The following is a 23,279-nucleotide window of genomic DNA, read 5'->3' on the forward strand; positions in this document are numbered from 1 at the left end:
CTGATTATATTATACCACATCCGGCACCTTAGAACAAGTGTTCTCTTATATTTTTTGCAATTCATCTCGCCACCTAAAGAGGTGGGAGAATTCTTGCTATATCTTGTTAAAACAGCGTTAACATCACTTTCACTACTGGAATCATCGCTTAAAACTTTATACTGTTCATAAACAAACTGTTGTTCCTTCTCTGGAAGTTTTGTATATTCCCAAATCATACGAACGACATTTCCATCCAGTTCTTCTGGAATTGGCGGCAACTGAATATATTTTTCTTTTCTCATCTTCTCAACCTCCGATAATAAATCTTCCTACCCGTCTCTTGCTTCTGTTACAAGTGCCAGGATAAATGCTCCTGCAGCCAATACTCCTGCCAGCATGAATTCAGCAACTCCCAAAAGGATATAGTTCATGAACCGGGTGCGGTACCAGATGAAGGTACACACAAGCATTGCTCCAAGAAGCAGACCAGCAAGTCCCTTTGCCACGCAGTAGAGATTCACGACTGCGCTGACACATACTCCGATAAAAGCAAGGAGCAGCCATACCGGAACGGTATTTTCTCTGTATCTTGTAAACGCTCTTTTGATATTTAAGTCCAAAGGTCTTATACATGCTATATTCCAAGATGAATGCAAAGTTTTTAATGACTGTTGCATTTTCCGCTATCGAATAGTAATTATACATACCTCTAATCTCGGCATTCACCTGTGATACTATTTCCACATCGGTCATGTGAACCATATTGCCTCTGTGGTGAGAATCCCATATTTCTTTGCCATTTTCATCATACCTAATCCTAAGTGCACAATACTCTATTAGCTTAGCTTGCCACTTATCCCTTGGAGCATATAATTTGATTCTGCCCGTATGAGTTTTCCTTAGCTGATGCTTTGAATCATACATTAGTGCTGAATTCTTGGCTGTAGTAATGTCGTAGCCTAGGAATCTGGCTTTATCTTGACTATGCGTGATTTTGGTCTTGTCTTCGGACATCTCAAGATGCAGAGTATCCTCGAGAAATACTCTGAATTTATCTTTTATAAATAAGGCAACAGAAGAGTTACTCTATCAGAAAACAAAATACAGATTAATCCTAGAGATGGAAACAATATACTCTTGACTTTTAATATTCTATTCATTTTTCTCATTTCTCTCCTATTCTTTTATTCATATAGTGTTTCAAGACAACAGTTCCGGCAGCAACCAAAATTCTTAATAATAATACCATGATAAATTCTATTGAAAATGGATTGCTCAACTTAGTTCCAAGCAAAGTAGTAGTAACAATACTGAGCAAAGAACCGCTTATTCCTGCTGTCAGATAAGTAGTGAATTTCACTCCACAAGTGCCAAAATACAGGCTCACAATGTCACCTGGCAAAAATCCAACAATTCTGGTAATAAAGCATACAAAAAAAGCATTTTCATTCTGATATCCTGTCAGTTGTTGAACCTTGGGATATCTAGTCCCAATATACTGTATAATATCCTCACCGCTGTATCTTCCAATCCAATAAGGAATCGTAATGGTTGTCGTCAGTCCAACCATACTTACCATCACAGCTATAAATGGTGTAAACAGAACTCCACTGCTCAAATATAAAATCGACAATGGGAACATAATTGTAAGGCTTTTGAGAGCAAAGAACAAAACTAAAACACACGCAGCCAAAATCATATTTTCAGGTGTATACTTCAATATCGTTTCTACAGACAAAGGTTCTTCTGATTTTCGTCCAACTTTTCTCATTCATAATTATAATCATAAAGTACTTCTTATATCTATTCGTCTATTATATTTCCATTTACTTCATCAAACACATTCTTCATTTCAAGAGTATATTTTTTACCTATTTTGCTCAATCGGTATAATATAAAAATGTCAATAATACCATTTAAAATGAAGATAATTCCTGCCATTAATGCAGCGGCTGAAACTGTATCCGGTGAAAAGAACATCATACTAATTCCAACCAGAATAATAATACATGATAGAATAACATATGATGTACAGCGCACATGAAATATGTCTTTCATGCAAACAGCCGTCTCCATACAGATTACTCCATTGATTATGATGACAATACTAAACACATAAGAAAACAACACTATTGTAATTCCCACATGTGTGATGATAAAGATTCCCAAAATACATTTCAAAATGCCTTCAAATAACGTTCCATATGTAAAATAAGTATTTCGTCGTAATTTTGAATCACAAACCAGATCAAAAATCCCACTGCACAAAATCAGAATACCTGCAATTATCGCAATTACTTTTAAGGAATCATGTGGTTTTATTATGAATAATACACCAATCAATACCGTCATGATTGCATTTGTCCACATATCCAGCTTTATTTTTTTCAACGTTTTCATATTTTACTCCTCCCAGTTTTAGTATCCTTATTATATGAGTCGATATAATTACCAAGAAATAAATCATTTGCCGATTCGATTAAACGGAGCCGCCACACCAACGCATCCACATTATTTTCAATATTTAATATTCTCTCCTGTCCAGCCATATTTAACACCCTTTCACACTCTCTGTTTTCTTCATCAGCTCGTTTGTGATACAGAGGCAGGATTGCTAGACATACTATCAAATAAAAGAACCATATTTTCAAAATACCTTTTATCATCTTTCCAAATTTTTTCATTGTTCTGCATCATTGTATCATTCGACATTTTATGCTACGATATAAAAAAACAAAAAGCGAGTTGATATATATATGAACCATACAAAATCTGCCATCATAGATGCTTTCTGGCAGTTGCTGGAAGAACGTCCCTACACCAAGATTACTGTAAGGGATATTGTAGAACGCTGCCAAGTCAACCGAAACACCTTTTACTATCATTTTCATGACATTCCTGAGCTTCTGGAAACTACAATAAAATCTGATGTAGATCAAATCATCCAGACTAACGGACATTTTGGTTCACCGACGGATTGCTTGATTCCAATTGTTGAACGTTGCTTAAAACGCAAAAAGGCCATGCTCCATATATACCGTTCTGTGAAACGAGATGTATTCCAAAACGAATTGGAAAGAATCATACTCTACACAGTAACTCAATACATACATACTGTTACCAAAGATTTGAATATTCCTTCTGAAGATAAAGCTATCCTAATACAGTACTATAAATGTTGCCTTCTTGGATACACATTAGATTGGCTGGACAAAAACATGAACTTTGACCTTTTGAAGTCAGTTACTCGTATTACTGATTTGATTGGAGATTCTTTGAAGCAGGCATTTTCTGAATTGTCCGAATCTTCAAGTATATAATACCCGAATAGATTGAGCACCGCTTCAACTTGGCGGTGCTCTTTACATTAGCGGGGCAAATATTCTCAAGATTTCCTGAAATACCCTTATTGGCAACCTTTCTATACACTCTTCTAATGTAATCTGCGTGCACTCATTCAATGTATCAAAATAATCTTTTTTTATTTGTAATACTGCCTTACTGTTATACATCCATACTCCACATTCGAAATGCAGATAGAGGCTTCTAAAATCTAAATTCGTTGTTCCTACAGTCGCTATCTGGTCATCGGAAACAAATATTTTAGAATGCATAAATCCTTTTGAATATTCATATATTTTCACACCACCATATATCAATTCCCTGTAAAATGATCGTGTAGTCAAATGAATCAAGGCCTTGTCATAAATATGAGGAGTGATAATCCGCACATCTACACCGCTTTTAGCCGCTAAGCACAATGCAGATACCATGCTGTCATCGACAATCAAATATGGCGTACAGATATAATACTTGTACTCGTCTCAAGAGCAATGCTCTAAACCATGAACGCTTCATTTGATTCCCCACTTATTCTAAATTCTTATTTTTCTACTTATCCCCATACCGAAAGCCCCTGGCCCCACATGACAGCTGATACTGAATGTCAGCGGATCGTATTTAACATCTTCCCAAGGAAACATCTCTTGGGCCATTTCCATCCATTCCTGATGTTCTTCTTTTTTTCCGAAGCTCCCTGCGACGCCCACATATATCTCATCACTATTTTTATGAAATTCATCTGCAATTGTATTCATTTCCATAAGCAGACGCTTTTTACAGCTTTTTGTTCCACGAACTTTTGCATAGGCATCTAAACGTTCTCCAGCAATTACGAGCAGTGGTTTTATACTTAATAATGTGCCCATGGCAGCTCCCGCCGGAGTAACACGTCCTCCCTTTTTCAAATATTCTAAGGTTTCCACGCCTACATAGATAATGGATTCATAAGCAGTTTGTTCTAAAGCTTCTTTTATTTCTTTTGCAGAACACCCTTTTTCTTTCAGCACCAGTGCATCCAACACAGACTGCCTCTGGGTAACAGAAATACGATGATTATCAACCACCTGTACTTTTTCTTCATAATCCTGCGCCAGGGCCTGAGCTGTCTGATAGGATCCACTGAGTCCACTGGACATTGGAATATATACAATTTCATCATATTCAGATAATAGCAGCTTATCCCACATGTCTGTCACTTCTGCCGGCGAAGGCTGTGAACTAAAAACTTCTCTGTTTTCCTCAAGGCATTGATAAAACTCCTCATGAATTAAATCAATGCCTTCATAATATGTTTTCCCTTCCAGAATCACCGGTATTGGAATGACATGGACACCTAGAATCTTTCCTTCTTGTTCAAAGATCCCACTGTTGCTGTCTGTTACAATCGCAACGTTCATCTCATAATCCTCCTGTGCCATTTTTATACTATTACAAATATTTCTTTAATTCATTGGCTTTATCCAACCTTTCCCATGGAAGATCCACATCTCCCCTTCCAAAATGTCCATAAGCAGCTGTCTGTCTGTAAATAGGTCTTCTTAAAGTCAATTCTTTGATAATACCAGCTGGGCGAAAATCAAAGTTCTCTCTTACAATCTCCGTAATTCTCTCATCTGAAAGTTTTCCTGTTCCAAACGTGTCCACCATAATTGAGGTGGGCTGTGCTACACCAATAGCATAGGAAAGCTGCACCTCACATTTTTCAGCCAACCCTGACGCTACAATGTTTTTTGCCGCATAACGGGCAGCATATGATGCAGAACGGTCCACCTTGGTACAATCCTTTCCCGAAAAAGCTCCGCCACCATGCCGCGCATATCCTCCATATGTATCTACAATAATCTTACGGCCTGTCAATCCACTGTCTCCATGCGGTCCACCTATTACAAAACGGCCTGTTGGATTGATATAGAATTTTGTATTCTCGTCCACCATTTCACCAGGCAGGATTTCATCAAACACATATTTTTTAATATCCAACTGAATCTGTTCCTGTGTTATGTCTGGATCATGCTGTGTAGAAAGCACTACGGCATCCAGTCTGAATGGTTTGTCCTTTTCATCATACTCTACAGTTACCTGGGTTTTTCCATCTGGTCTCAAATATGGAAGTATTCCATCTTTTCGTACTTTTGTCAGCTGCAAGGCCAGCTTATGTGCAAGCTCAATGGGATAGGGCATATACGTCTTAGTCTCATTCGTCGCATATCCAAACATCATTCCCTGATCCCCTGCTCCGATAGCTTCAATCTCTTCATCTGAATGTTCTTTTGCCTCGAGAGCCCTATCCACACCCATTGCTATATCTGCCGACTGCTCATCAATGGCTGTCAACACACCACAGGTTTCTGCATCAAAACCATACTCTGCATTTGTATATCCAATTTCCCTGATTGTATCTCGAACCACTTTCTGGATATCTACATATGCATTGGAAGTAATTTCTCCCATTACCATAACAAGACCTGTAGTCGTTATCGTCTCACACGCCACCCGACTCATAGGATCCTGCTTCAATAATTCATCCAGCACGGCATCTGAAATAGCATCACACATTTTATCTGGATGCCCTTCTGTGACAGACTCTGATGTAAAAAATCGTTTACTTTTGTTCATTTTTTATTTCCTTTCATTTATTTCGATTACCTGAATAAATACTTCAATGTTCAAATTTATAGTTTTTCTTTAATCTGCAATTTTCTTTTTCGCCCTGTTCTCTTTCCAAAGTTCATCTGCAACCGGCTTCCAATTCTTCGCATACTGGTCACATTTTGCACAAAGATGTTCTGCCGTTTCTGGAGATTGAAGATCTGTTGAGTGAGCACCTGATTTTTCAACCATTGCACGAAGCTTGTCAGGATTTTCCAGCATAGGACACGGACGAAGCATATTTTCATTAAATGGCTGATTATCATGGTAAGCCATCATCATCGGTGACTGCAGTGCTTCCAGAAGCGTCTTTTCCCGAATATTAGAATCTGAATAATGGATAAATACGCATGGATCGATGTCACCGTTAGCATTTATATGTAAGTAGCGATGACCACCGGCGATACATCCGCCAACATATTCTGCATCATTCTGAAAATCCAGTGCAAACAATGGCTTTGTGGCACGATAACGACGGATTTTCTCATAAACTCCGCTACGCTGCTGCGGTGTAGGCATCAACTCTGGAACAGCATCGTTTCCTACCGGCATATAATGGAAATACCATACAAAATAGGCACCCATTTCAATCAATGTATCATAGAATTCCTCTGATGTAATTGAATCATAATTAGCGCTGGTATAGCAGCAAGAGATTCCATAAATCAGTTTCTTTCTTCTGAGAAGTTCCATGGCTTTACGTACTTTCTGATATACACCAGTTCCACGTCGTCCATCAGTTGCCTCTTCAAATCCTTCCAGAGAAATGGCTGGTACAAAATTACCTACACGGAGCATTTCATCCGCAAATTCTTCGTCAATTAATGTGGAATTTGTAAAGCAGAGGAATACGCAATCCGAATGCTTTTCACAGATCCGAATCAAGTCTTTTTTACGAACCAGTGGCTCGCCGCCAGTGTAAATATAAAAATAAACGCCCAATTCTTTTCCCTGGCAGATAATATCATCAATCTCATCAAAAGTAAGATTTAATTTGTGTCCATATTCCGCCGCCCAGCATCCCGTACAGTGCAGATTGCAGGCAGATGTAGGATCCAGAAGGATAGCCCATGGAATATTACAGTTATACTTCTTTCTCAGTTCTTCTTCCTTCTTCCAGCCAACCAGACTGGCATTAATAAACAGATTCACGGCAAGTGTCTTAGTCACATTGGGAGCTACCTCTTTAAAAAGACGGCGGATATAGTGATAATAAGGATGTTCCGGATCTGTAATTGCATCCCGAATTATTTTTCTCTGAGAAATAAATTCTCCATCAGCAAATTTATCTGCCCAGTCCATCATCTTCGGCATATGCTTATCCGGATCCTTGTAAATATAATTGAATGTCTGCTCGATTCCCAGTTTCTTTAAAGTATTTGATGCGTTCATAATAGAATTCCTCCCTATAATTTTATATTTGTTAATAATAAGTTTTACTTAAACATTTTATTCTTCCCAGTCAGTATCTTCCTCGTTCTTTTCCTGTCCTTGGATTTGTTTTGAAATCTTCACCGTCTCCTTGACTGTGAGATGATTCATGAGACCTTCTGCAAAAAAACCGCATCCGATAATGACATGACTGATCTGACTTTCCTGAAACGGCTTTATTATAATTAAGATCCCAAAAGCAGCTACAATGATGGAAAGTGTCAATATCCATTTCCATATTTCAAGTCCAAATACTTTTGCGTCTTTTGCAGTCTGAACTTTTAATACAGCGTCAAGCAAAATCAACAATCCTAGTCCTGGGGAAAGATATGAACGGATACGCAAATTACATCCAAGCACTATCACTCCTAGCACTATCAGGAATATTCCACAGGCCAGATCATATTGGAAAGCCAGATCATACAAATCATCTGAAAGATATCCAATAATCTTAACAATTCCATAGGCAACTAATATGATGCCCCCTGTGATACATAGCACCAGTGGGGATATAGATGGTATTGTCATACATACGATTCCAGCTATATAGAAAGTAATTGAAATCAAAACATACCCATCTCTTGCCATACGAATCTTTTTCAATATTTTCACCTCCATTCTCTTTTTCTTGCCTAAATTCTACATACTATTTCATTCTTCTTCTATGGGCAAACGTCTTCTATATATCCAAAAACTAGGCAATCTTAACATGTTTGTCTGGATTCATTCAAAGTCCAAGATCAATAAAAGCTTCCCATTGCCGACATAAATGTCGACAACGGAAAGCTTTTCTTATTTGTTTATCATGGAAAAGAATATGATTATTTCAATTTTTTCAAACTCAAATAACATGATATTCTTTCAGCAGTTTTTCCACATCTGTGTTTTTGATAAAGTCTAAAGCCTTTTTAACAGCAATCTTTTCCTTGATTCCCAGCTTCATCTGAGTCAGTGGTTCTCCATCACGCAATTTGACAGTCGCATTCAAAAGATCCCTCACATCATATGTGCTGCACCAAACCTCCGGAACTCCACGGTCTACATTAAGCAAGGTATAAACAGCTTCCATACCGGTACGCATGGAATACTCTGTTGTAAAAATAGTATCCCTTGCGGTCTCGGCAAACTGGCCAATAAATGCAAAGTTTACTGCTCCATCAGGCACAACTTTTGGACGATCCGTATCATTACGAGGCATGAAAAAGGCATCAATATAAGGCATCATAACTGGAACTGTGTTTGCACTGTTCTCAGCCAGTTCTTCGATCTCGTTTTCCGGCACACCAATATGGTACAGCCATTCCATACAGATCTCTTTTCCTGTACAATCTCTCATTGGCTTTTTGACATAGTCACCAGGTCTGTCATTAAAGAGCGCATATACCCAAACGAGACAATGGTCTTTTGGCTGGGAACGGAACTGTGGCTGACGGTTAATCGTCCAACTCAAAAGCCAGCTGGAATCTTTTACAGATACAATACCGCCGGTGACCACTTTACCAGTAAACGGATCTCGTTTACAGATATTTGTGATATATGGAATAATTCTTTGATCAAGTGTCTCCACAGTGGCACTCATCCAGTTGCACAGCTCACTGTCATAACAGAATTTATCCGGATTTCCAAAGTCAGGGCTTTGGGCGGCAATACGTCTCCACATATCCCATCCGCCACCTGGCTTGATTTCCGGATTATATGGAGCCGGCGTATTCTGGGATCCCATTGCAGAGTTTTCCACACATCCACCATTTGTGATGAACACAAGATCATCCTCTGTGAGGTCTACGAAACGTGTTTCACCTTCCGCCTCAATTTCAATACGGGTAGCCTGCTTTCTGTTGGATGTAACATCAAACTCAACATTTACAACCTTTGTATTATAGTGGAATACGACACCGGCATTTTCCAGATATTTTACCATCGGAAGGATCATACTCTCATACTGATTATATTTTGTAAAGCGCAGAGCGGTGAAATCAGGAAGCCCTCCAATATGGTGAATATACCGCTTAATGTAACGCTTCATTTCCAATGCGCTGTGCCAGTTTTCAAACGCAAACATCGTCCGCCAGTACAGCCAGAAGTTTGAATCAAATACTTCATCGTCAAAATATTCATCAATACGTTTATCATACAATTCTTCATCCGGCGTGAAAAACAGCCTCATGATCTCCATCTGTGCTTTGTCTGAAACTGCAAATTTCTTATCTGTATGTGCATCCTGTCCCCGGTTGACAGTAGCACGGCAAAGGGAGTAATTCGGATCTTCTTTATTGAGCCAATAATACTCATCCAGTACACTGACTCCCTCAGTTTCAATAGATGGGATAGAATGGAACAAATCCCACATAACTTCAAAATGGTTATCCATTTCACGTCCGCCACGCATTACATAACCTACACCCGGATATTCAAACCCATCACAGGCACCACCAGGAATCGGATCTTTTTCAAAAATGTGTATACGTTCACCTTTCATCTGACCATCACGGACAAGGTAACATGCGGCTGAAAGTGCTGCCAGCCCTGTACCAATAATATAAGCTGACTTGTGATCTACTCCTTCTGGTTTCTTCGGATGAGCAAAAGCTTCATAGTTTCCACTTGAATAATACATAATCATACCTCCTGAATTTCAATTCGTTATATATGTTTTTCAATTACATCCTCAATATACATTGTATGATAACTACTCTCAATTAACAGAATAGCCCCATCATCGAATTCTTCGATGACAGGGCTATATTGTTGTTTTTTTCGACAAACTCCATCATTTGTTGATATTATCATATGGCTTATCAATCCGGCATTTTTCAAGCATACGAATGATATCTCCCTCTATTAAATTACTCAGTCTGAAAATCATCTTTTCCGGTGATGGTTTCATGTCCTGCCGTATCCAGTCCAGCATCATACCTACAAAAGCATACTTGTAAAAATCGGCAATAAATTTTTTATCCTCCTCCCTGACACTCATGCCTTGTGCACATTCTTCAACAACGTTAATAATCAATTGATAAACAACCCTGTACAGATATTGAATAATCTGTTCCTGACTCACATGACGGTAAACATTAAGTATAAAAGGCTTGTTTTCTTCTACGGCTTGAAAAATATTCAGAAATCCCTGTTCCCATGTATCATATGTAGTATTTCCATTTGCTGCTATGCGGGAATCCTCCTCACAGGACCATTCAATGAGGTCATAAATATCTTTGAAATGATAATAAAAAGTTGCACGGTTGACACCGCAGTCTTCTGTAATATCACTAATTGTAATTTTGGTAACCGGTTTTTTCAGTAACATCTTTTTAAGAGATGCCTCTAATGCTCTTTTTGTAATATCCGACACTTATCAATCCCTCCTATTCTGTATATCATTCCATTCGTTTGAAAAATATTATACTACCTTGCAAATTCATCATAGCGTTTTATGTATTCAATCATTCCATGAGAAATCTGAACAATTCCAATTACTGTAATATTGGGTTCCCAAATAACAATATGCAACTGATTCTTTCCATCTGAGGATGGTATATATAATTCCTTCATTATACTGCCTCCTTGTTTCTTATCTCTAGAAATATACTTTTAAATTTCCTATGCATTATTTCAAGTACCCTCTATTTCAGCATATCAGATATCCTCCCAACGACAATAGGCAAACACCTTTGCAATGCCCAAGAACAGGTACTCCAACAAAGTAGCTCTAATAAGTAAACTTTTTAATACATGAATTTTCATTGTAACAAATTGATCCACTCCGTTTCTAATTCCGCAAAGCCAATATTTTTGACTATTTCAACAAAATCATATTTCTACCATAGCGAGGTTTTTTCATTTCCATGTTGTATAAGGGGCTCTCTTTTCCCATATAAGTGAGAGGTTCTTTTTCTAAGAGCAAGATCCACCCGGTAATACACTATCACAATTTTTGCTCTATTGTATTTTCACCGGGTTGCAATCTTGATGGGGATTCCGGTCTTCGTTCCACTACGGTCCGCGCTAAACGCAGGTCCACTGGACCTGCAGCGCCCCCATACCCTCGATAAAGGACATCTTTGATGTCTATTGGCTTCCACATAAATGTGGGCGCAGCACTGATTACAATCGGAAGGGACAGCCGATTTTTCAGTGGTACCACTACGTGGATGCAGTAAAAACTGCAGAATATACAGAAACAAAGAAATTAATCAAGAAATATGGCACCAGGGATCCCTTTGAGATCATGGATCAGATGAACATTGTTGTCGGGGAAACTTCCAGATATAAGACACTGAAAGGATATTGTTTTATGAGCTGCAAGACGATCTATGTCATGATCAGCAGTTTCCTTTCAGAAGAAGAAAAGATGATCGTTGCCGCCCATGAATTAGGGCATATCATCCTGCATCGTTCCCAGCTGAAAATGGCTCCGATGCAAGATGATACACTCTACAATATGACGGATAATACAGAATACCAGGCCAATCTGTTTGTTGCCGATCTTCTTATTGAAGATGAAGACATTGAAGAGATGGTTCAGAACGAGGTCAGGCTTATCATATGCCGATGGAGATACAGAGTAATTTCCTGGCGAAATAATAAAGGATTAAAGCATTCTGCAATAAGAAAACTATCGATTTATCTCACCGAGGTGGAGTATTTATGTTAAAGCATATGGGCAACAGAACCTTTTATGTCAACATATCTTTCACACAAGTACTCCGATAATCACTCGGTGATATTTTATATCTTTCTTTAAATACTCGATTAAACGTTCTCTGACTTTCAAATCCACTATCCAGACAAATGTTTGTAATAGAATCACTCGTATTTTCCAAACGATGGCATGCATAGTTCAGCCTTGCATCGTTAAGATATTGATTAAAGTTTCTATGGAATGTTTTAGAAAAGAGTCTGGATAAAACATATTTGCTCACCCCCAGGTCTTTTGCCATCTCTTCCAACGAAAACCTCTTCTTGAAATTTGCTGATATATAGGAAACCGTCTGGTAAATAAGATCATTGCTCCCCACATTACTCTTTTCTACCAAATTTAATTTTCCTATGCAGCGTGCCAACACAATTTGAAGATATGCCTGTGCAACAGTAATATCCGACTGTTCTGTCTCTAAAATTGCATTTATAACCCTATATACCTCCGGTTCAACCTTTTCCGCTTTGATGATTGGGTATTCAGGAGCCATGGATTGCATGATATCTGCAAATTTGGCTATCGTAAATGGCGATGCAATCAGATAAGTCGCTTTATTTACACCGGGTGTCAGTACCTGATAGTGATGAATAACATCTGGAAATACAAAGCCTATATCTCCTTTTTCCATATGGTATAGTTCCTGTCCGACACCAAGTTCTAATGATCCACTTGTTACACAAACGATCTCCAGTGCATTATGAAGATGTGGTTCAATATGTTTTGACTTCTTATTTACCGCTATGATCTCCTCTTTTGTGTCAACATATTTTAACTGCATGAAATACTCCCCTTTGCAACATTTGTCTATATCTTCTTTCGATTTGGCAAGCAATCCTTTTACATCTATCCTATAATCAACTTGTAAATAAGGAAAGGAGGAATTGCAAATGAGCAACCTAAAAAAATATCTGAATGACCTTTTAGTATTCTACACTGAATATTTTGAGCATCCTTACCATGTATAAATACTAAAAGGACTATTTTGTGAAAACTGAATATTTTCTTAAGGCCATTTCACAAAAATGAAGTGGTCCTTTTTTTATTTTCAAAATACAGCTCTATCACTTTATATATATATATAAAGCATTGTCTCATCGAACAACGACCAGACAACGCTTTCTCCTGTCAATTCTAATTTATGTCTGATGCATCTGTTATTTCATCTGCAGCAATTCCTTTTTCTGCTTTCAGTTTTTTATTTGCATCTTCTACATTCATTTTTGAAAGTACAAACATAATCAATACATCAAAGATTAACGGAAGCCAAAGGTACATGAACTGCATCATATCAAGTGCAGACTGTGGTTGAGTTGCATTTGTTCCGACATATCCACTAAACTCAAGCATCCATCCAACAACAGCGGTTCCAATACCTCCACCGATTTTTACACCAAGAGAGGTGCAGGAGTACATCGTTCCGTCAATTCTCTTTCCCTGTGTAAGATAAGTGTATTCAGAACAAGATGCGATAACTGCATTCATATCTCCCTGCCATGGTCCCTGACCTAAGGCTGCAAGAGCTGTAAACGCCATCATCAGCGGAACACTGCCCATATATCCAGCAACAACAACAAGTGCTCTACCGATAACTGCTAAGACATAACCTCTTAAGTTCAGTTTATACATACCTTTCCACTTACCAACTAATGTCGGTGTGAAAATCAGGGCAATGATCAGTGGAATATTTACTGCCCATGCAAATTGTCCAAACAAATTCTTATTTTTCAGTACCCATGTCATGTAATAAATGCCAGCTCCAATCATGGCACCATATAACTGCTGTAAAATATATGTTCCACAAATCATCATGTAATATTTGTTTTTGACAAGAAGCTTGAATGCCTGTACCATTCCATACTTTTCATTATCATTCTTTACTTCTCCTTCGTTAAGTTCTTCCTCCGGAAGTTCCTTAACAGAAAGTGCTGAAATCGTATTTACGACAAGACCAATGATTGCATAGATAATAGCAACCGTTCTCCATGCTGCAGCATCTCCACCACATTTATCTACAAATCCAACTGTAATTGCCTGAATCAGAAGACTTGTTGAAAACGCAAAAATAAAACGGTAAGATCCCATCTGCACACGCTCTTTGCTGTTCTTTGTAATCAGTGACGTAAGTGCTGAATAAGCAATATTGTTTGCTGTATAAAACACACCATTTAACAGTGTGTAAGAGATAAAGAACCATGCATATTTAGCCGTTGTTCCCAAGCTGACCGGTACTGCAAAACAGCAGACCAGAGTAATGGCACAACCAATGTATCCGTATAGCATCCATGGTTTCGCTTTTCCCATTTTACTGTGTGTTTTGTCAATCATTGATCCAAAAAATATATCCGTAAAACCATCAAATAGTTTTGATACGGCAATCAGGGTACCTACGACACCTGCAGCAAGTCCTACTGAGTCCGTCAGATAGACCATCATGAAAGATGTCAGGAACGCATAGACTACATTACCTGCAATATCACCTGATCCATATCCAATTTTGTTATACCATTTCAAATACTTTCTTTCTTCCATCGAATTTCTTTACTCCTCATCTTCATCGCACTTAGAATCTCAATATGTCTAACCGTATGATGTCTAATTCTAATTTTTTCTCTGTTTTTGTCTGATTGCTCTGTATATCCGGACTTTACATTGCAATCAGACTATCCTTCTTTGTTTACGAGTTACATGAAACTTTATTATCCCTTTACATACGGTATCAGTGTAAACTGGAACCGGAATAATACATCATCAAATCGGTACTGATCCAATACAACCGGACCACAACTATTAGAACCAATGCCATTTAATGCGTAGTCAACGCAAAATACTACACTATCTGATTCTGTCAGTTCATAATTATGTGTTTTCTTCTCAAGTTCTTCCTGCGTATAATAAGAAGCATTGAATGAGAAGGCATTTTCCGCGGATACCACAATTCCATATCGGCTGTTATTAAGCTCTACATATTCACAATCATAATGGCTTCCATTTTCCTGTGGGCGAATATAATCCTCATGCAAATCGTCTACATTTGCCTGGTACAAGCCGTGGCTCGCAGCCTGATGTTTGTCACAATAGCTTTCCTGTGGTCCCATTCCAAAGTATCTTGCAGCTGAAAGTTTTTTATCCAGGAACATCCTCACACCAAATCTCGGAAGATCCGGGAATTCATCGTCTTTTGTTACTGCAATATCTGCATCAATCTTTCCAGCAGCTTCTATTTTCCATGTAATCGTCACATCAAGAATCTTCTGTACTGTCTCTGCCACAACGGATGCATGGCTTGTAATTTTCACACCATGCTTTCCCTGCACGACCTCTGTCGTGTAAGCTCTTGTATAAGCTTTATCATAATGGGCTTTCTTCCATTCAGACTTGATGTACATATCATTATCTGTTGGTGCCCTCCAGATATTTAATTCCATCGGGTGGTTCAGATATTCCCGACCTGCAAATTTCATCTCTGTAAAAAGTGCAGTCCGTCGGTCGATTGTATATGCGAATTCACGGCCATTGATATGAATCTGGGTATCATCTTCACTCACCTGTAATTCAGAATCCGTCACTGTTTTTTCAACCCATTTTTCTGCTAACTGGCATTTGGCATCCTTCTGGCTTACTTCGATCTCATCAAATCCAAGGATATAATCCTCTTCCAGCAGAGGCATTTCTTTTTTCAGGTGGTAAGTGAGTTTTAAATAACATTTTCCATTTTCTGGAACGTTGACCTGCAGGTTTGTTTTTCCTTCACTATGTGGTACCACAGATACTTCAGCAAGTTTTCCTTTCCCAATCAAAAGTCCATCCTGTGTCAATTCATAGCTGATTTTCACATAATCTTTCAGATTATCAAAATCCATGTAGTTATGAAGCACCAGTTCTCCGCTTTCTTTGTCATAGGAAATAACCCTTGCCGGGCGATAAACATTCTTGTATTCCAAAAGTCCTGTATGTACCGTTCTGTCCGGATATACTAATCCATCCATACAGAAGTTGCCATCATGAATTTCTTCGCCATGGTCGCCCCCATAAGCATATATAGTCTTTCCATTCTCAGCAGTTCCATGAGCAATCGCATGGTCACACCATTCCCAGACAAAGCCGCCGCATATTTTATCATTATCCTGAATCATCTGGAAGTAATCTTCAAAATCTCCAGGTCCGTTTCCCATGCTGTGACAGTACTCTACCAAAAGGAAGGGTTTGCTTCCATCTTTATCCAGATATTCCTGAATTTCGGAAAGCGCTGGGTACATCCGGCTGTACACATCCAGATTGCTGTAATCATATGTTTCATCATAATTACGGTATCTTGCACTCTCATATTGTGTGATACGGTCTGGATCAAAATTCTTTGTCCATTCCAGTGCTTTTTCAAAGTTGCAGCCATAAGCACTCTCATTTCCCATTGACCACATAACAATACAGAAACGGTTTTTGTCACGTTCCACCATGAGTTTTACGCGATCAACGATTGCCTCTTCCCATACCGGATCATCTGCAATCTTCTCATTCCATCGTTTGAACCGATTGTAATCAGTGTCTTCTTTTCTGTAGATCATAAATGGACCATGAGCTTCAATATCTGCTTCATCTATTACCATGAATCCATACTTGTCACACATTTCATAGAAAAATGGTGCGTTCGGATAGTGGCTGGAACGGATCGCATTAAAATTATGCTGCTTCATTAACGTAAGATCGGTTGTAATCTGTTCCGGATTGATTGTAAATCCAGTAACCGGATCAGAATCATGTCGATTGACACCACGGAATTTAATCTTCTGTCCATTTAAATAAATAACCTGGTCTTTAATCTCTATCTTTCTTAATGCAATGTGATCTACAATTACTTCATTCTCTGTTTCAAGAATCAGTTTATATAGATATGGATTTTCTGTATTCCAAAGTTCCGGACTTGCGATTTCTAATACAGCTGTTCCTTCTTCAGCAATACTTCCTAGTGCTACAACTGCTCCGTTTCTATCTTCAAGCGAAATTTTTACATTTAACGGAGAGTAGAATTTCATTTCGATTTCTACTTTCGCAAGCATATCCTCAATTCTTGTTTTAATATGATAATCACTGATTGCCTGTTTTGGGCGTTTCAAAATGTACACATCCCGGAAAATACCACTCATACGGAATTTGTCCTGATCTTCCAAATAGGAGCCATCACACCACTTCATTACCAACACTGCCACCGTATTCGTTCCATCCTGAAGTACATCGGTAACATCAAACTCACTGGTCATATGCGAAACCTGGCTGTATCCTATGTAAGAGCCATTGATCCATACGTAAAAGCAACTGTCTACTCCTTCAAAGTTCAAAAAAGATTTTGGCGCTTTCTCATCTCTACTGTACTCAAAAGTATGTACATAGGCTCCACACGGAATGTCCTGTGGCACATATGGTGGATCAAACGGAAATGGATACCGGATGTTTGTATACTGGTGTGTATCATATCCAGCCATCTGCCATACACTTGGAACCTGAATCTCATCAAAATTTTCTGTATCATAATTCTTCTCAAAGAAAGAATCCTGAATGTCATAGATGCTGTTAAAATACTGGAATTTCCAAGTTCCATTCAATAACTGCATACGATCTGACTCTTCTCTGTGTTCCACCAAGTTATCCATTCTTCTGGATGCCGGAATATAATAGGCTCTGGCTGGCATTGTGTTTTCGTGCAGTACGCTTAGATTTTCATAATAACGTGGTACGATCATAAATAGCTCTCCTCCAATACATATACTTTTTTGTTCTTTGTTTTCCTAAAGCAAACCTTATACTTTACTTTTTGTTTACGTTCCTTAGTTATGCTATATATAGCTTATCCTAATTCGCAAAATATGTCTATGAATTGGATTAGACAAAATATGCACTAAATGATACAATGATAAAAAGTACGAAAAGAGGTGCTGTCCTATGTATTTGAACACCGGTTATTTGAACCACTCACATATGGATTTCAAAGACAAAAGTCGTCCGCTGATTGTCGGTAGCTGTGGTACTTACCGTCTTTCCAGACATCCCAAACTTCCAACCTACCGTCCAAGGGGTCGTCTGGATTATCAGATTATATATATCACTGCTGGTTGTGGGCATTTTCATTTTGATAATGTAAATAATGAAATGATTGTTCCAGCCGGCAACATTGTACTGTACAGACCGAAAGAACTCCAAAAATATGAATATTACGGAGAAGATAAGACAGAAGTATACTGGATTCACTTCACAGGAAGCAATGTAAAAAATATCTTACGTCAATATGGGTTTCAGGATAAAGAACGTGTCTTTCAAGTTGGTACATCTAATGAATATGAACAAATTTTCAAGCGTATTATTATCGAGCTCCAACGCTGTCAGGATAATTATGAGGAAATGCTTGTCCTTTTGTTACGTCATCTTCTGATTAGCTTCCACCGAGAACTGACAAGAGAGCACATATTAAAAAATGAATACCTTGATCATGAGATGGATAATGCTGTTACCTTTTTCAGTGAAAACTACAATCAAAATATCAATATTGATGATTATGCTGCCTCACGAGGCATGAGTGTCAGCTGGTTTATCCGAAATTTCAAAAAATATACCGGTTCTACACCAATGCAATTCATTGTGGGAATCCGTATCAACAATGCTCAGATGTTACTTGAAACAACAACTTATTCCATCAATGAGATTTCTAAGATTGTCGGATATGATAACCAGCTTTATTTCAGCCGGCTTTTTCACAAGCTGAAAGGATATTCGCCAAGAGAATACCGAAAAATAAGAAATAAGTTATGAAATTTATAATGTCATAAAAACTAAATCTCAAAAAAGGATGCCACCGAATCAAAGCAGATTACGTGACATCCTCTTCTTTTTGTTATTTTATGAATTCATCAGTCTTTCGAACCAGGTATTCATAACAATGATGAACTGGCCTGCTCCTGGCCATTTTTGCAACATTTCTTCCAAAGTTTTATGATTCACATATTTCTGCACATATACCCAACAAGCAACACCACTGGCTTCTGACACAATGTCAACTATGGTTTTACGCATGACTTCTTCAAAATCAGCAATTTCTTCTTTTTGAATAACATCATAAAGTTTTGGCGCCTTATGGTCTAATTTCACGTCATTTTCATGTACAGCCTTAATCAGATTCTTAACTTTTTCTCTTGAGTTCTCCGGTACTTTCATGTACTCCCACATAAATGCTACCACATCGGACGGTGTGTCTTTTTTTAGTGGTGGTAACTGAATATAATCATTGTTTTCGCTCATTTTCATATCCTCCTCACGATATAATAAAATCAATAATACGTTCTCTTGTCATGTCCAGTACAGTATCTACGAACACTCCTGCAAACAGGATCAGATACAGAATAACACTCAGCGAAAACAGAAATGCGACCTGTACCCAATCATGGTAACAGTATGCAGTCGCTATAATCAACAAAGTGAATATAAATCCAAGGATCCCTCTGACAACCGCATAAGTCTGTACTGTCATCTTCACTGCCAGGCCGATCACAAAAAGGATCAGCCATACCGGCAGTAATAATATTTTCCCAGCAAGTTTTAAAATACACATGTGCGTCCTCCTTTCGTAAAATTCATAGCCATCGCAGTATGGCTATGTACTTGACCGGCTCATTTCCTAACCGGTCGGGCAATATTTGTTCTCAACACCCCTTGCCGAGCAAAAAGCTCACGGGAAGTCACTAAGGAACAGGTTGCTAATCTGTATCATAGGAATTTCACCTCTGCCGGGTACTCCGCCAGCTCCGTAGAGAAGTATCATTATCTTTCTGACTGTCATCGCCGTAACAGGGGCAACCTGTTACTTATACCGGGAGTTCTCGCTGTTCTGCAATGCAGAAGTCACGGCGTACCCAGAAAGGTGGCTAAAATCATCAGAATTAAAGTCTTAGTGAATGATTTATTCAGTTGTCAAAGTACAAGTGAAAGGCTTCCGCTTTCGCAGTTCGGAATTAACTCCTTCACTTGTTTGAAATGGGAGAGCGTTTTTGGGGGGTATTTTTTCAAAATTTCTTGAATAAATTTTTTGCAAATAAAAAAGCCGCCTATTTACCTCTTAATTGAGGTCAATAGACGGCGGGTAGAAATATTCATAGTTTTGGTGTATAATATGATTTCACTTTTATCGATTGTACTAATGACAAGGGAATCTGAATATTTCTAAAGATAGCACGAATTTAGAAGTATTATCGAAATTACATCTCTATAATTGAATTATCAAAGGAGATGTAGTTATGGACATAAATCAAATTAAAGAAAACAAACTGAAATTCATTTTGCAATTTTCCATCCCAAGTATTATTTCAATGCTTTTGCAGACAGCAATTACAATTACCGACGCATTTTTTACCGGAAATTATGTGGGTGAAAATGCGCTGGCGGCGATAAATTTAGGCTTGCCTATTCTGTATTTCTTTCTTGGAATAGGCCTGTGCGTCGGCGTGGGTGGGTCGGTCATATCCGGCAGACTTTTGGGGAAACAAAACAGTAAAAAAGCATCTGAAGTGTTTTCGCAAACCATGATAACATCGGCAGTTTATTGTATTGCCACATCGGTTATCATATTTGTATTGTTTACACCGATATTGTCGGTATTGCGAGCCGACGGAGAATTGTCCGTGTATTTTAACGGATACTATAAGATAATGCTGTTTACATATCCGCTTATGGTTGTGGGCACGATACTGGGAATGTTTATCCGCACGGACGGAAAGCCTCAGGTATGTATGCTTGTGGGCATTATCGGGTGTATTCTCAATGCCGTGCTTGACTATGTTTTCGTCGGTGCATTGCGCATGGGGGTAGAGGGCAGTGCGATAGCTTCTCTTATTGTTCAGGCGATAACGGTTGCCGTACAGTTCGTTTACTTTATGAAACCTGAAAGAAGTATTCACTTTACTCGGTTCGGTTTTGATAAATCAGTAAATAAAGAAACACTCATCAACGGCTCTTCTGAATTTATCGGCGAAATGGCAAGTGCAATATCTATGTTTGCGTTCAACTATGTGCTTATGAAATATGTTGGCAGTCAGGGCGTTGCCGCATTTACCATACTCGGTTTTGCCGTTTACGGCTTCAGTATGATAGCCATAGGTTTTGGTCAGGGACTCACACCGCTTGTCAGCATTTGTTGGGGTGCAAACGAACAAAAAACTGCCATGGAACTTCGCAGCGTTACAAATAAGATTTTATTGATAATCGGATTGCTTTTTGCTGTCGCTTTTTCGGTTTTCGGTAACTCCTATGCCGCAATGTTCGGTTGCAGCGATGTTGTTGCAAATATGGTGGCAAGCGGATTTCGCATTTATGCCGCAACATTTTTAGTTATGGGCTTTGACGTGATAAATTCAATGTATTTTACAGGCTGCGGAGACGCATTAAGCTCCGCAATCATATCGTCTCTTAGGGGTGTTGTTCTCCTATTGGCATTTACATTCATATTCCCGGCTCTTTGGGGTATGACAGGCGTATGGTTTGTTGCTCTTGCAACAGAGATTTTAACGGCTGTTGTTTCGTTATTCTTGATAAATAAGCAAAAGAAATTGTGTGGGGGCAGGTGATGACTGTGGAAGAAAACAGCATAGTTACAATTCAAAATTCCGTGATAAACAAAGCAATTGACTTTATTTTTGACAACATAGACAACGAAATCACTGTTGATGATGTTGCCAGGCATTGCTCATATTCTAAATATCATCTTATGAGAATGTTTAAGGAGCATACCGACGAAGCTCTGTATCAGTTTATTAAGCGCACCCGTATTGAAAGAAGCGCGTGGAGATTAAAGGTTGAAAAAGATAAAAGCATTACCGAAATCGGAGTTGATTATGGATACTCCTCGTCAAATTTTGCCACAGCCTTCAAAAGACATCTCAACATTACACCTGCAAACTTTCGCAATGTCAGTGAACAGTTGGCAGAGCAATGCTCTTTTTCGCACGGAATATCTATTGATGAATTGGTAGATACGGAAAATCTGATAACCGTTGAGGAGTTGGACAGCTTTTTTGTATTATATGAGCGTAAAAAAGGCAACTATCATAATCTGCCTGACGAATGGTGTACATTTATAAATAAATACGAGCACTTGTCATCGGCTGACACGCTGTATCTGGAATCCACAGTAGATGACCCTTCAATAACAGATGAAAACTGTTGTATGTATGAGATGTGTCAAACTATCTCGCCAAATCATCCGGCTCTTAAAGATAACCCAAATATTCTGACACACACTTTCGCAGGCGGTAAATATGCAGTGTATCATTTCAAGGGCTATCCGCAAATGCTGTATATGGTATATCAAGGCGTTTTTTGCCGATGGCTTTCAAAAACAGGCAACCACATTGACGAACGACCTGTTTTTGACATATATCGCAAAGTTGAAGAAAACGGCTATATGGAAATTGATATTTGTTTTCCGCTGAAATAATATGAGTTATATTTATACAGCCGTATTTCAAATTATTTGATGTCAATAGACGGCGGGTAGAAATTCTCATAATTATGATGTATAATTAGAAACCAAGAGAAAGACAAATCGAGATTTGTAGAGGAGTATTATGAAAAACAAAGCCTTGGTCGTGATCGACCTTCAGAATGATATTACAAAAAACTACCAAGAGATCATTGGGACTACCAATCAAGCAATTGACTGGGCGGTTGCAAACAATATGTATGTTGTGTACATTCAACACAACAATCTGTCTGCAGGAACGAGAACATTTAAGCCTGGCACTCACGGTGCTGAGTTTGTTCCTGAACTCAAGATTGTATCGGAACACATTTTTCTCAAAACAAAAAGCAATGCTTTAACGAGTGAAGAATTTGACGCTTTTATCCGGGCACACGACATCACCGAGTTTTTTATTGCTGGAGCAGATGCCACAGCCTGCGTAAAGTCCACTTGCTTCAATATGACCAAAGTCGGATATACCGTTCATGTTTTGTCTGACTGCATCACAAGCTATAATAAAAACAAACTTCCTGAGATGATGGAATATTATGCAAACAAGGGCTGCACCGTCAATGTCGTCTCGCAAAATAAAGTTCCTGTCTCCTGCACAAAAACAGCGAATTATTATATCAGTTCCATAATGATGTCTCTTTGTACGTGCCTGTAATTACGGCGCGCTTT

At 38.5% G+C, this 23,279-nt stretch carries 23 protein-coding genes and 2 pseudogenes; 6 read left to right on the forward strand and 19 right to left on the reverse strand.

Features of this window, described 5'->3' with window-relative positions; translation table 11 throughout:
• The 6 genes and pseudogenes from ACTNB3_RS16050 to ACTNB3_RS16075 all read right to left on the reverse strand — a co-directional run.
• A pseudogene (locus tag ACTNB3_RS16050) lies at positions 1-284 on the reverse strand (hypothetical protein); the annotation flags it as partial.
• Positions 285-311: 27 nt separating this feature from the next.
• Positions 312-602 carry a hypothetical protein gene (locus ACTNB3_RS16055; RefSeq protein WP_441026875.1) on the reverse strand — a complete coding sequence of 97 codons (291 nt, stop codon included), beginning with the start codon at positions 600-602 and terminating at the stop codon, positions 312-314.
• 13 nt (positions 603-615) lie between these two features.
• Positions 616-996 (reverse strand): annotated as a pseudogene (locus ACTNB3_RS16060) (group II intron reverse transcriptase/maturase); the annotation flags it as partial.
• A gap of 151 nt (positions 997-1,147) precedes the next feature.
• Positions 1,148-1,753, reverse strand: coding sequence for a TVP38/TMEM64 family protein (locus ACTNB3_RS16065; RefSeq protein ID WP_441026840.1), 606 nt, complete (start codon positions 1,751-1,753; stop codon positions 1,148-1,150).
• A 32-nt stretch (positions 1,754-1,785) separates the two neighbouring features.
• Complete coding sequence (locus ACTNB3_RS16070; protein WP_441026844.1) at positions 1,786-2,382, reverse strand: DUF308 domain-containing protein; 597 nt, start codon at positions 2,380-2,382, stop codon at positions 1,786-1,788.
• The gene (locus ACTNB3_RS16075) at positions 2,379-2,666 is read right to left on the reverse strand and encodes a hypothetical protein (protein WP_441026846.1); all 288 of its coding nucleotides are present in this window, start codon (positions 2,664-2,666) and stop codon (positions 2,379-2,381) included. Before ACTNB3_RS16075 ends, ACTNB3_RS16070 begins: the two co-directional genes overlap by 4 nt.
• A 72-nt stretch (positions 2,667-2,738) precedes the next feature.
• Here ACTNB3_RS16075 and ACTNB3_RS16080 point away from each other — a divergent pair, with 72 nt between their 5' ends.
• A complete protein-coding gene (locus ACTNB3_RS16080; RefSeq protein WP_441026848.1) occupies positions 2,739-3,302 on the forward strand; it encodes a TetR/AcrR family transcriptional regulator in 564 nt (187 codons plus the stop codon).
• Between the two features lie 42 nt (positions 3,303-3,344).
• On the opposite strand, the gene ACTNB3_RS16085 is transcribed toward ACTNB3_RS16080, so the two are convergent.
• The 8 genes from ACTNB3_RS16085 to ACTNB3_RS16120 form a co-directional block, all read right to left on the reverse strand.
• On the reverse strand, positions 3,345-3,755 hold the full coding sequence (locus ACTNB3_RS16085; RefSeq protein ID WP_087281292.1) for a phospholipase D-like domain-containing protein: 411 nt from the start codon (positions 3,753-3,755) through the stop codon (positions 3,345-3,347).
• A gap of 102 nt (positions 3,756-3,857) precedes the next feature.
• Positions 3,858-4,721 carry a DegV family protein gene (locus tag ACTNB3_RS16090; RefSeq protein ID WP_441026850.1) on the reverse strand — a complete coding sequence of 288 codons (864 nt, stop codon included), beginning with the start codon at positions 4,719-4,721 and terminating at the stop codon, positions 3,858-3,860.
• Positions 4,722-4,752: 31 nt separating this feature from the next.
• Positions 4,753-5,940, reverse strand: coding sequence for a methionine adenosyltransferase (gene metK, locus ACTNB3_RS16095; RefSeq protein ID WP_441026852.1), 1,188 nt, complete (start codon positions 5,938-5,940; stop codon positions 4,753-4,755).
• Positions 5,941-6,009: 69 nt separating this feature from the next.
• Positions 6,010-7,365, reverse strand: a complete 1,356-nt coding sequence (locus tag ACTNB3_RS16100; protein ID WP_427819413.1) for a radical SAM protein — start codon at positions 7,363-7,365, stop codon at positions 6,010-6,012.
• A 57-nt stretch (positions 7,366-7,422) separates the two neighbouring features.
• Positions 7,423-8,007: a DUF308 domain-containing protein gene (locus ACTNB3_RS16105; RefSeq protein ID WP_441026854.1), complete on the reverse strand. Its 585-nt coding sequence runs from the start codon at positions 8,005-8,007 to the stop codon at positions 7,423-7,425.
• 238 nt (positions 8,008-8,245) lie between these two features.
• On the reverse strand, positions 8,246-10,021 hold the full coding sequence (locus tag ACTNB3_RS16110; protein WP_087315751.1) for an oleate hydratase: 1,776 nt from the start codon (positions 10,019-10,021) through the stop codon (positions 8,246-8,248).
• 153 nt (positions 10,022-10,174) lie between these two features.
• The gene (locus tag ACTNB3_RS16115) at positions 10,175-10,756 is read right to left on the reverse strand and encodes a TetR/AcrR family transcriptional regulator (RefSeq protein WP_087315753.1); all 582 of its coding nucleotides are present in this window, start codon (positions 10,754-10,756) and stop codon (positions 10,175-10,177) included.
• 53 nt (positions 10,757-10,809) lie between these two features.
• On the reverse strand, positions 10,810-10,956 hold the full coding sequence (locus tag ACTNB3_RS16120; protein WP_427819407.1) for a hypothetical protein: 147 nt from the start codon (positions 10,954-10,956) through the stop codon (positions 10,810-10,812).
• A gap of 595 nt (positions 10,957-11,551) precedes the next feature.
• On the opposite strand from ACTNB3_RS16120, the gene ACTNB3_RS16125 reads away from it, so the two are divergent.
• Complete coding sequence (locus ACTNB3_RS16125; RefSeq protein ID WP_441026857.1) at positions 11,552-12,058, forward strand: ImmA/IrrE family metallo-endopeptidase; 507 nt, start codon at positions 11,552-11,554, stop codon at positions 12,056-12,058.
• Positions 12,059-12,080: 22 nt separating this feature from the next.
• On the opposite strand, the gene ACTNB3_RS16130 is transcribed toward ACTNB3_RS16125, so the two are convergent.
• The 3 genes from ACTNB3_RS16130 to ACTNB3_RS16140 form a co-directional block, all read right to left on the reverse strand.
• Positions 12,081-12,881, reverse strand: coding sequence for an AraC family transcriptional regulator (locus ACTNB3_RS16130; RefSeq protein ID WP_441026859.1), 801 nt, complete (start codon positions 12,879-12,881; stop codon positions 12,081-12,083).
• Positions 12,882-13,234: 353 nt separating this feature from the next.
• Positions 13,235-14,632: an MFS transporter gene (locus ACTNB3_RS16135; protein ID WP_427819402.1), complete on the reverse strand. Its 1,398-nt coding sequence runs from the start codon at positions 14,630-14,632 to the stop codon at positions 13,235-13,237.
• A gap of 167 nt (positions 14,633-14,799) precedes the next feature.
• On the reverse strand, positions 14,800-17,838 hold the full coding sequence (locus ACTNB3_RS16140) for a glycoside hydrolase family 2 TIM barrel-domain containing protein (protein WP_441026861.1): 3,039 nt from the start codon (positions 17,836-17,838) through the stop codon (positions 14,800-14,802).
• Between the two features lie 199 nt (positions 17,839-18,037).
• On the opposite strand from ACTNB3_RS16140, the gene ACTNB3_RS16145 reads away from it, so the two are divergent.
• Positions 18,038-18,901: an AraC family transcriptional regulator gene (locus tag ACTNB3_RS16145; RefSeq protein ID WP_441026863.1), complete on the forward strand. Its 864-nt coding sequence runs from the start codon at positions 18,038-18,040 to the stop codon at positions 18,899-18,901.
• Between the two features lie 87 nt (positions 18,902-18,988).
• Here the strand turns inward: ACTNB3_RS16145 and ACTNB3_RS16150 are convergent, their stop codons facing one another.
• Both ACTNB3_RS16150 and ACTNB3_RS16155 read right to left on the reverse strand, forming a co-directional pair.
• The gene (locus tag ACTNB3_RS16150; RefSeq protein WP_441026865.1) at positions 18,989-19,393 is read right to left on the reverse strand and encodes a hypothetical protein; all 405 of its coding nucleotides are present in this window, start codon (positions 19,391-19,393) and stop codon (positions 18,989-18,991) included.
• 7 nt (positions 19,394-19,400) lie between these two features.
• Positions 19,401-19,697, reverse strand: coding sequence for a hypothetical protein (locus ACTNB3_RS16155; RefSeq protein ID WP_441026867.1), 297 nt, complete (start codon positions 19,695-19,697; stop codon positions 19,401-19,403).
• 682 nt (positions 19,698-20,379) lie between these two features.
• On the opposite strand from ACTNB3_RS16155, the gene ACTNB3_RS16160 reads away from it, so the two are divergent.
• The 3 genes from ACTNB3_RS16160 to ACTNB3_RS16170 all read left to right on the forward strand — a co-directional run bounded on the left by ACTNB3_RS16160 (position 20,380) and on the right by ACTNB3_RS16170 (position 23,265).
• Complete coding sequence (locus tag ACTNB3_RS16160; RefSeq protein ID WP_441026869.1) at positions 20,380-21,705, forward strand: MATE family efflux transporter; 1,326 nt, start codon at positions 20,380-20,382, stop codon at positions 21,703-21,705.
• Positions 21,705-22,574, forward strand: coding sequence for an AraC family transcriptional regulator (locus tag ACTNB3_RS16165; protein WP_441026871.1), 870 nt, complete (start codon positions 21,705-21,707; stop codon positions 22,572-22,574). The genes ACTNB3_RS16160 and ACTNB3_RS16165 overlap by 1 nt, the downstream gene beginning before the upstream one ends.
• A gap of 130 nt (positions 22,575-22,704) precedes the next feature.
• Positions 22,705-23,265, forward strand: a complete 561-nt coding sequence (locus ACTNB3_RS16170; RefSeq protein WP_441026873.1) for a cysteine hydrolase family protein — start codon at positions 22,705-22,707, stop codon at positions 23,263-23,265.
• Positions 23,266-23,279: the final 14 nt, after the last annotated feature.

The sequence above is a fragment of the Bariatricus sp. HCP28S3_D3 genome, from assembly GCF_052065755.1.
Taxonomy (GTDB): Bacteria; Bacillota; Clostridia; order Lachnospirales; family Lachnospiraceae; genus Allocoprococcus.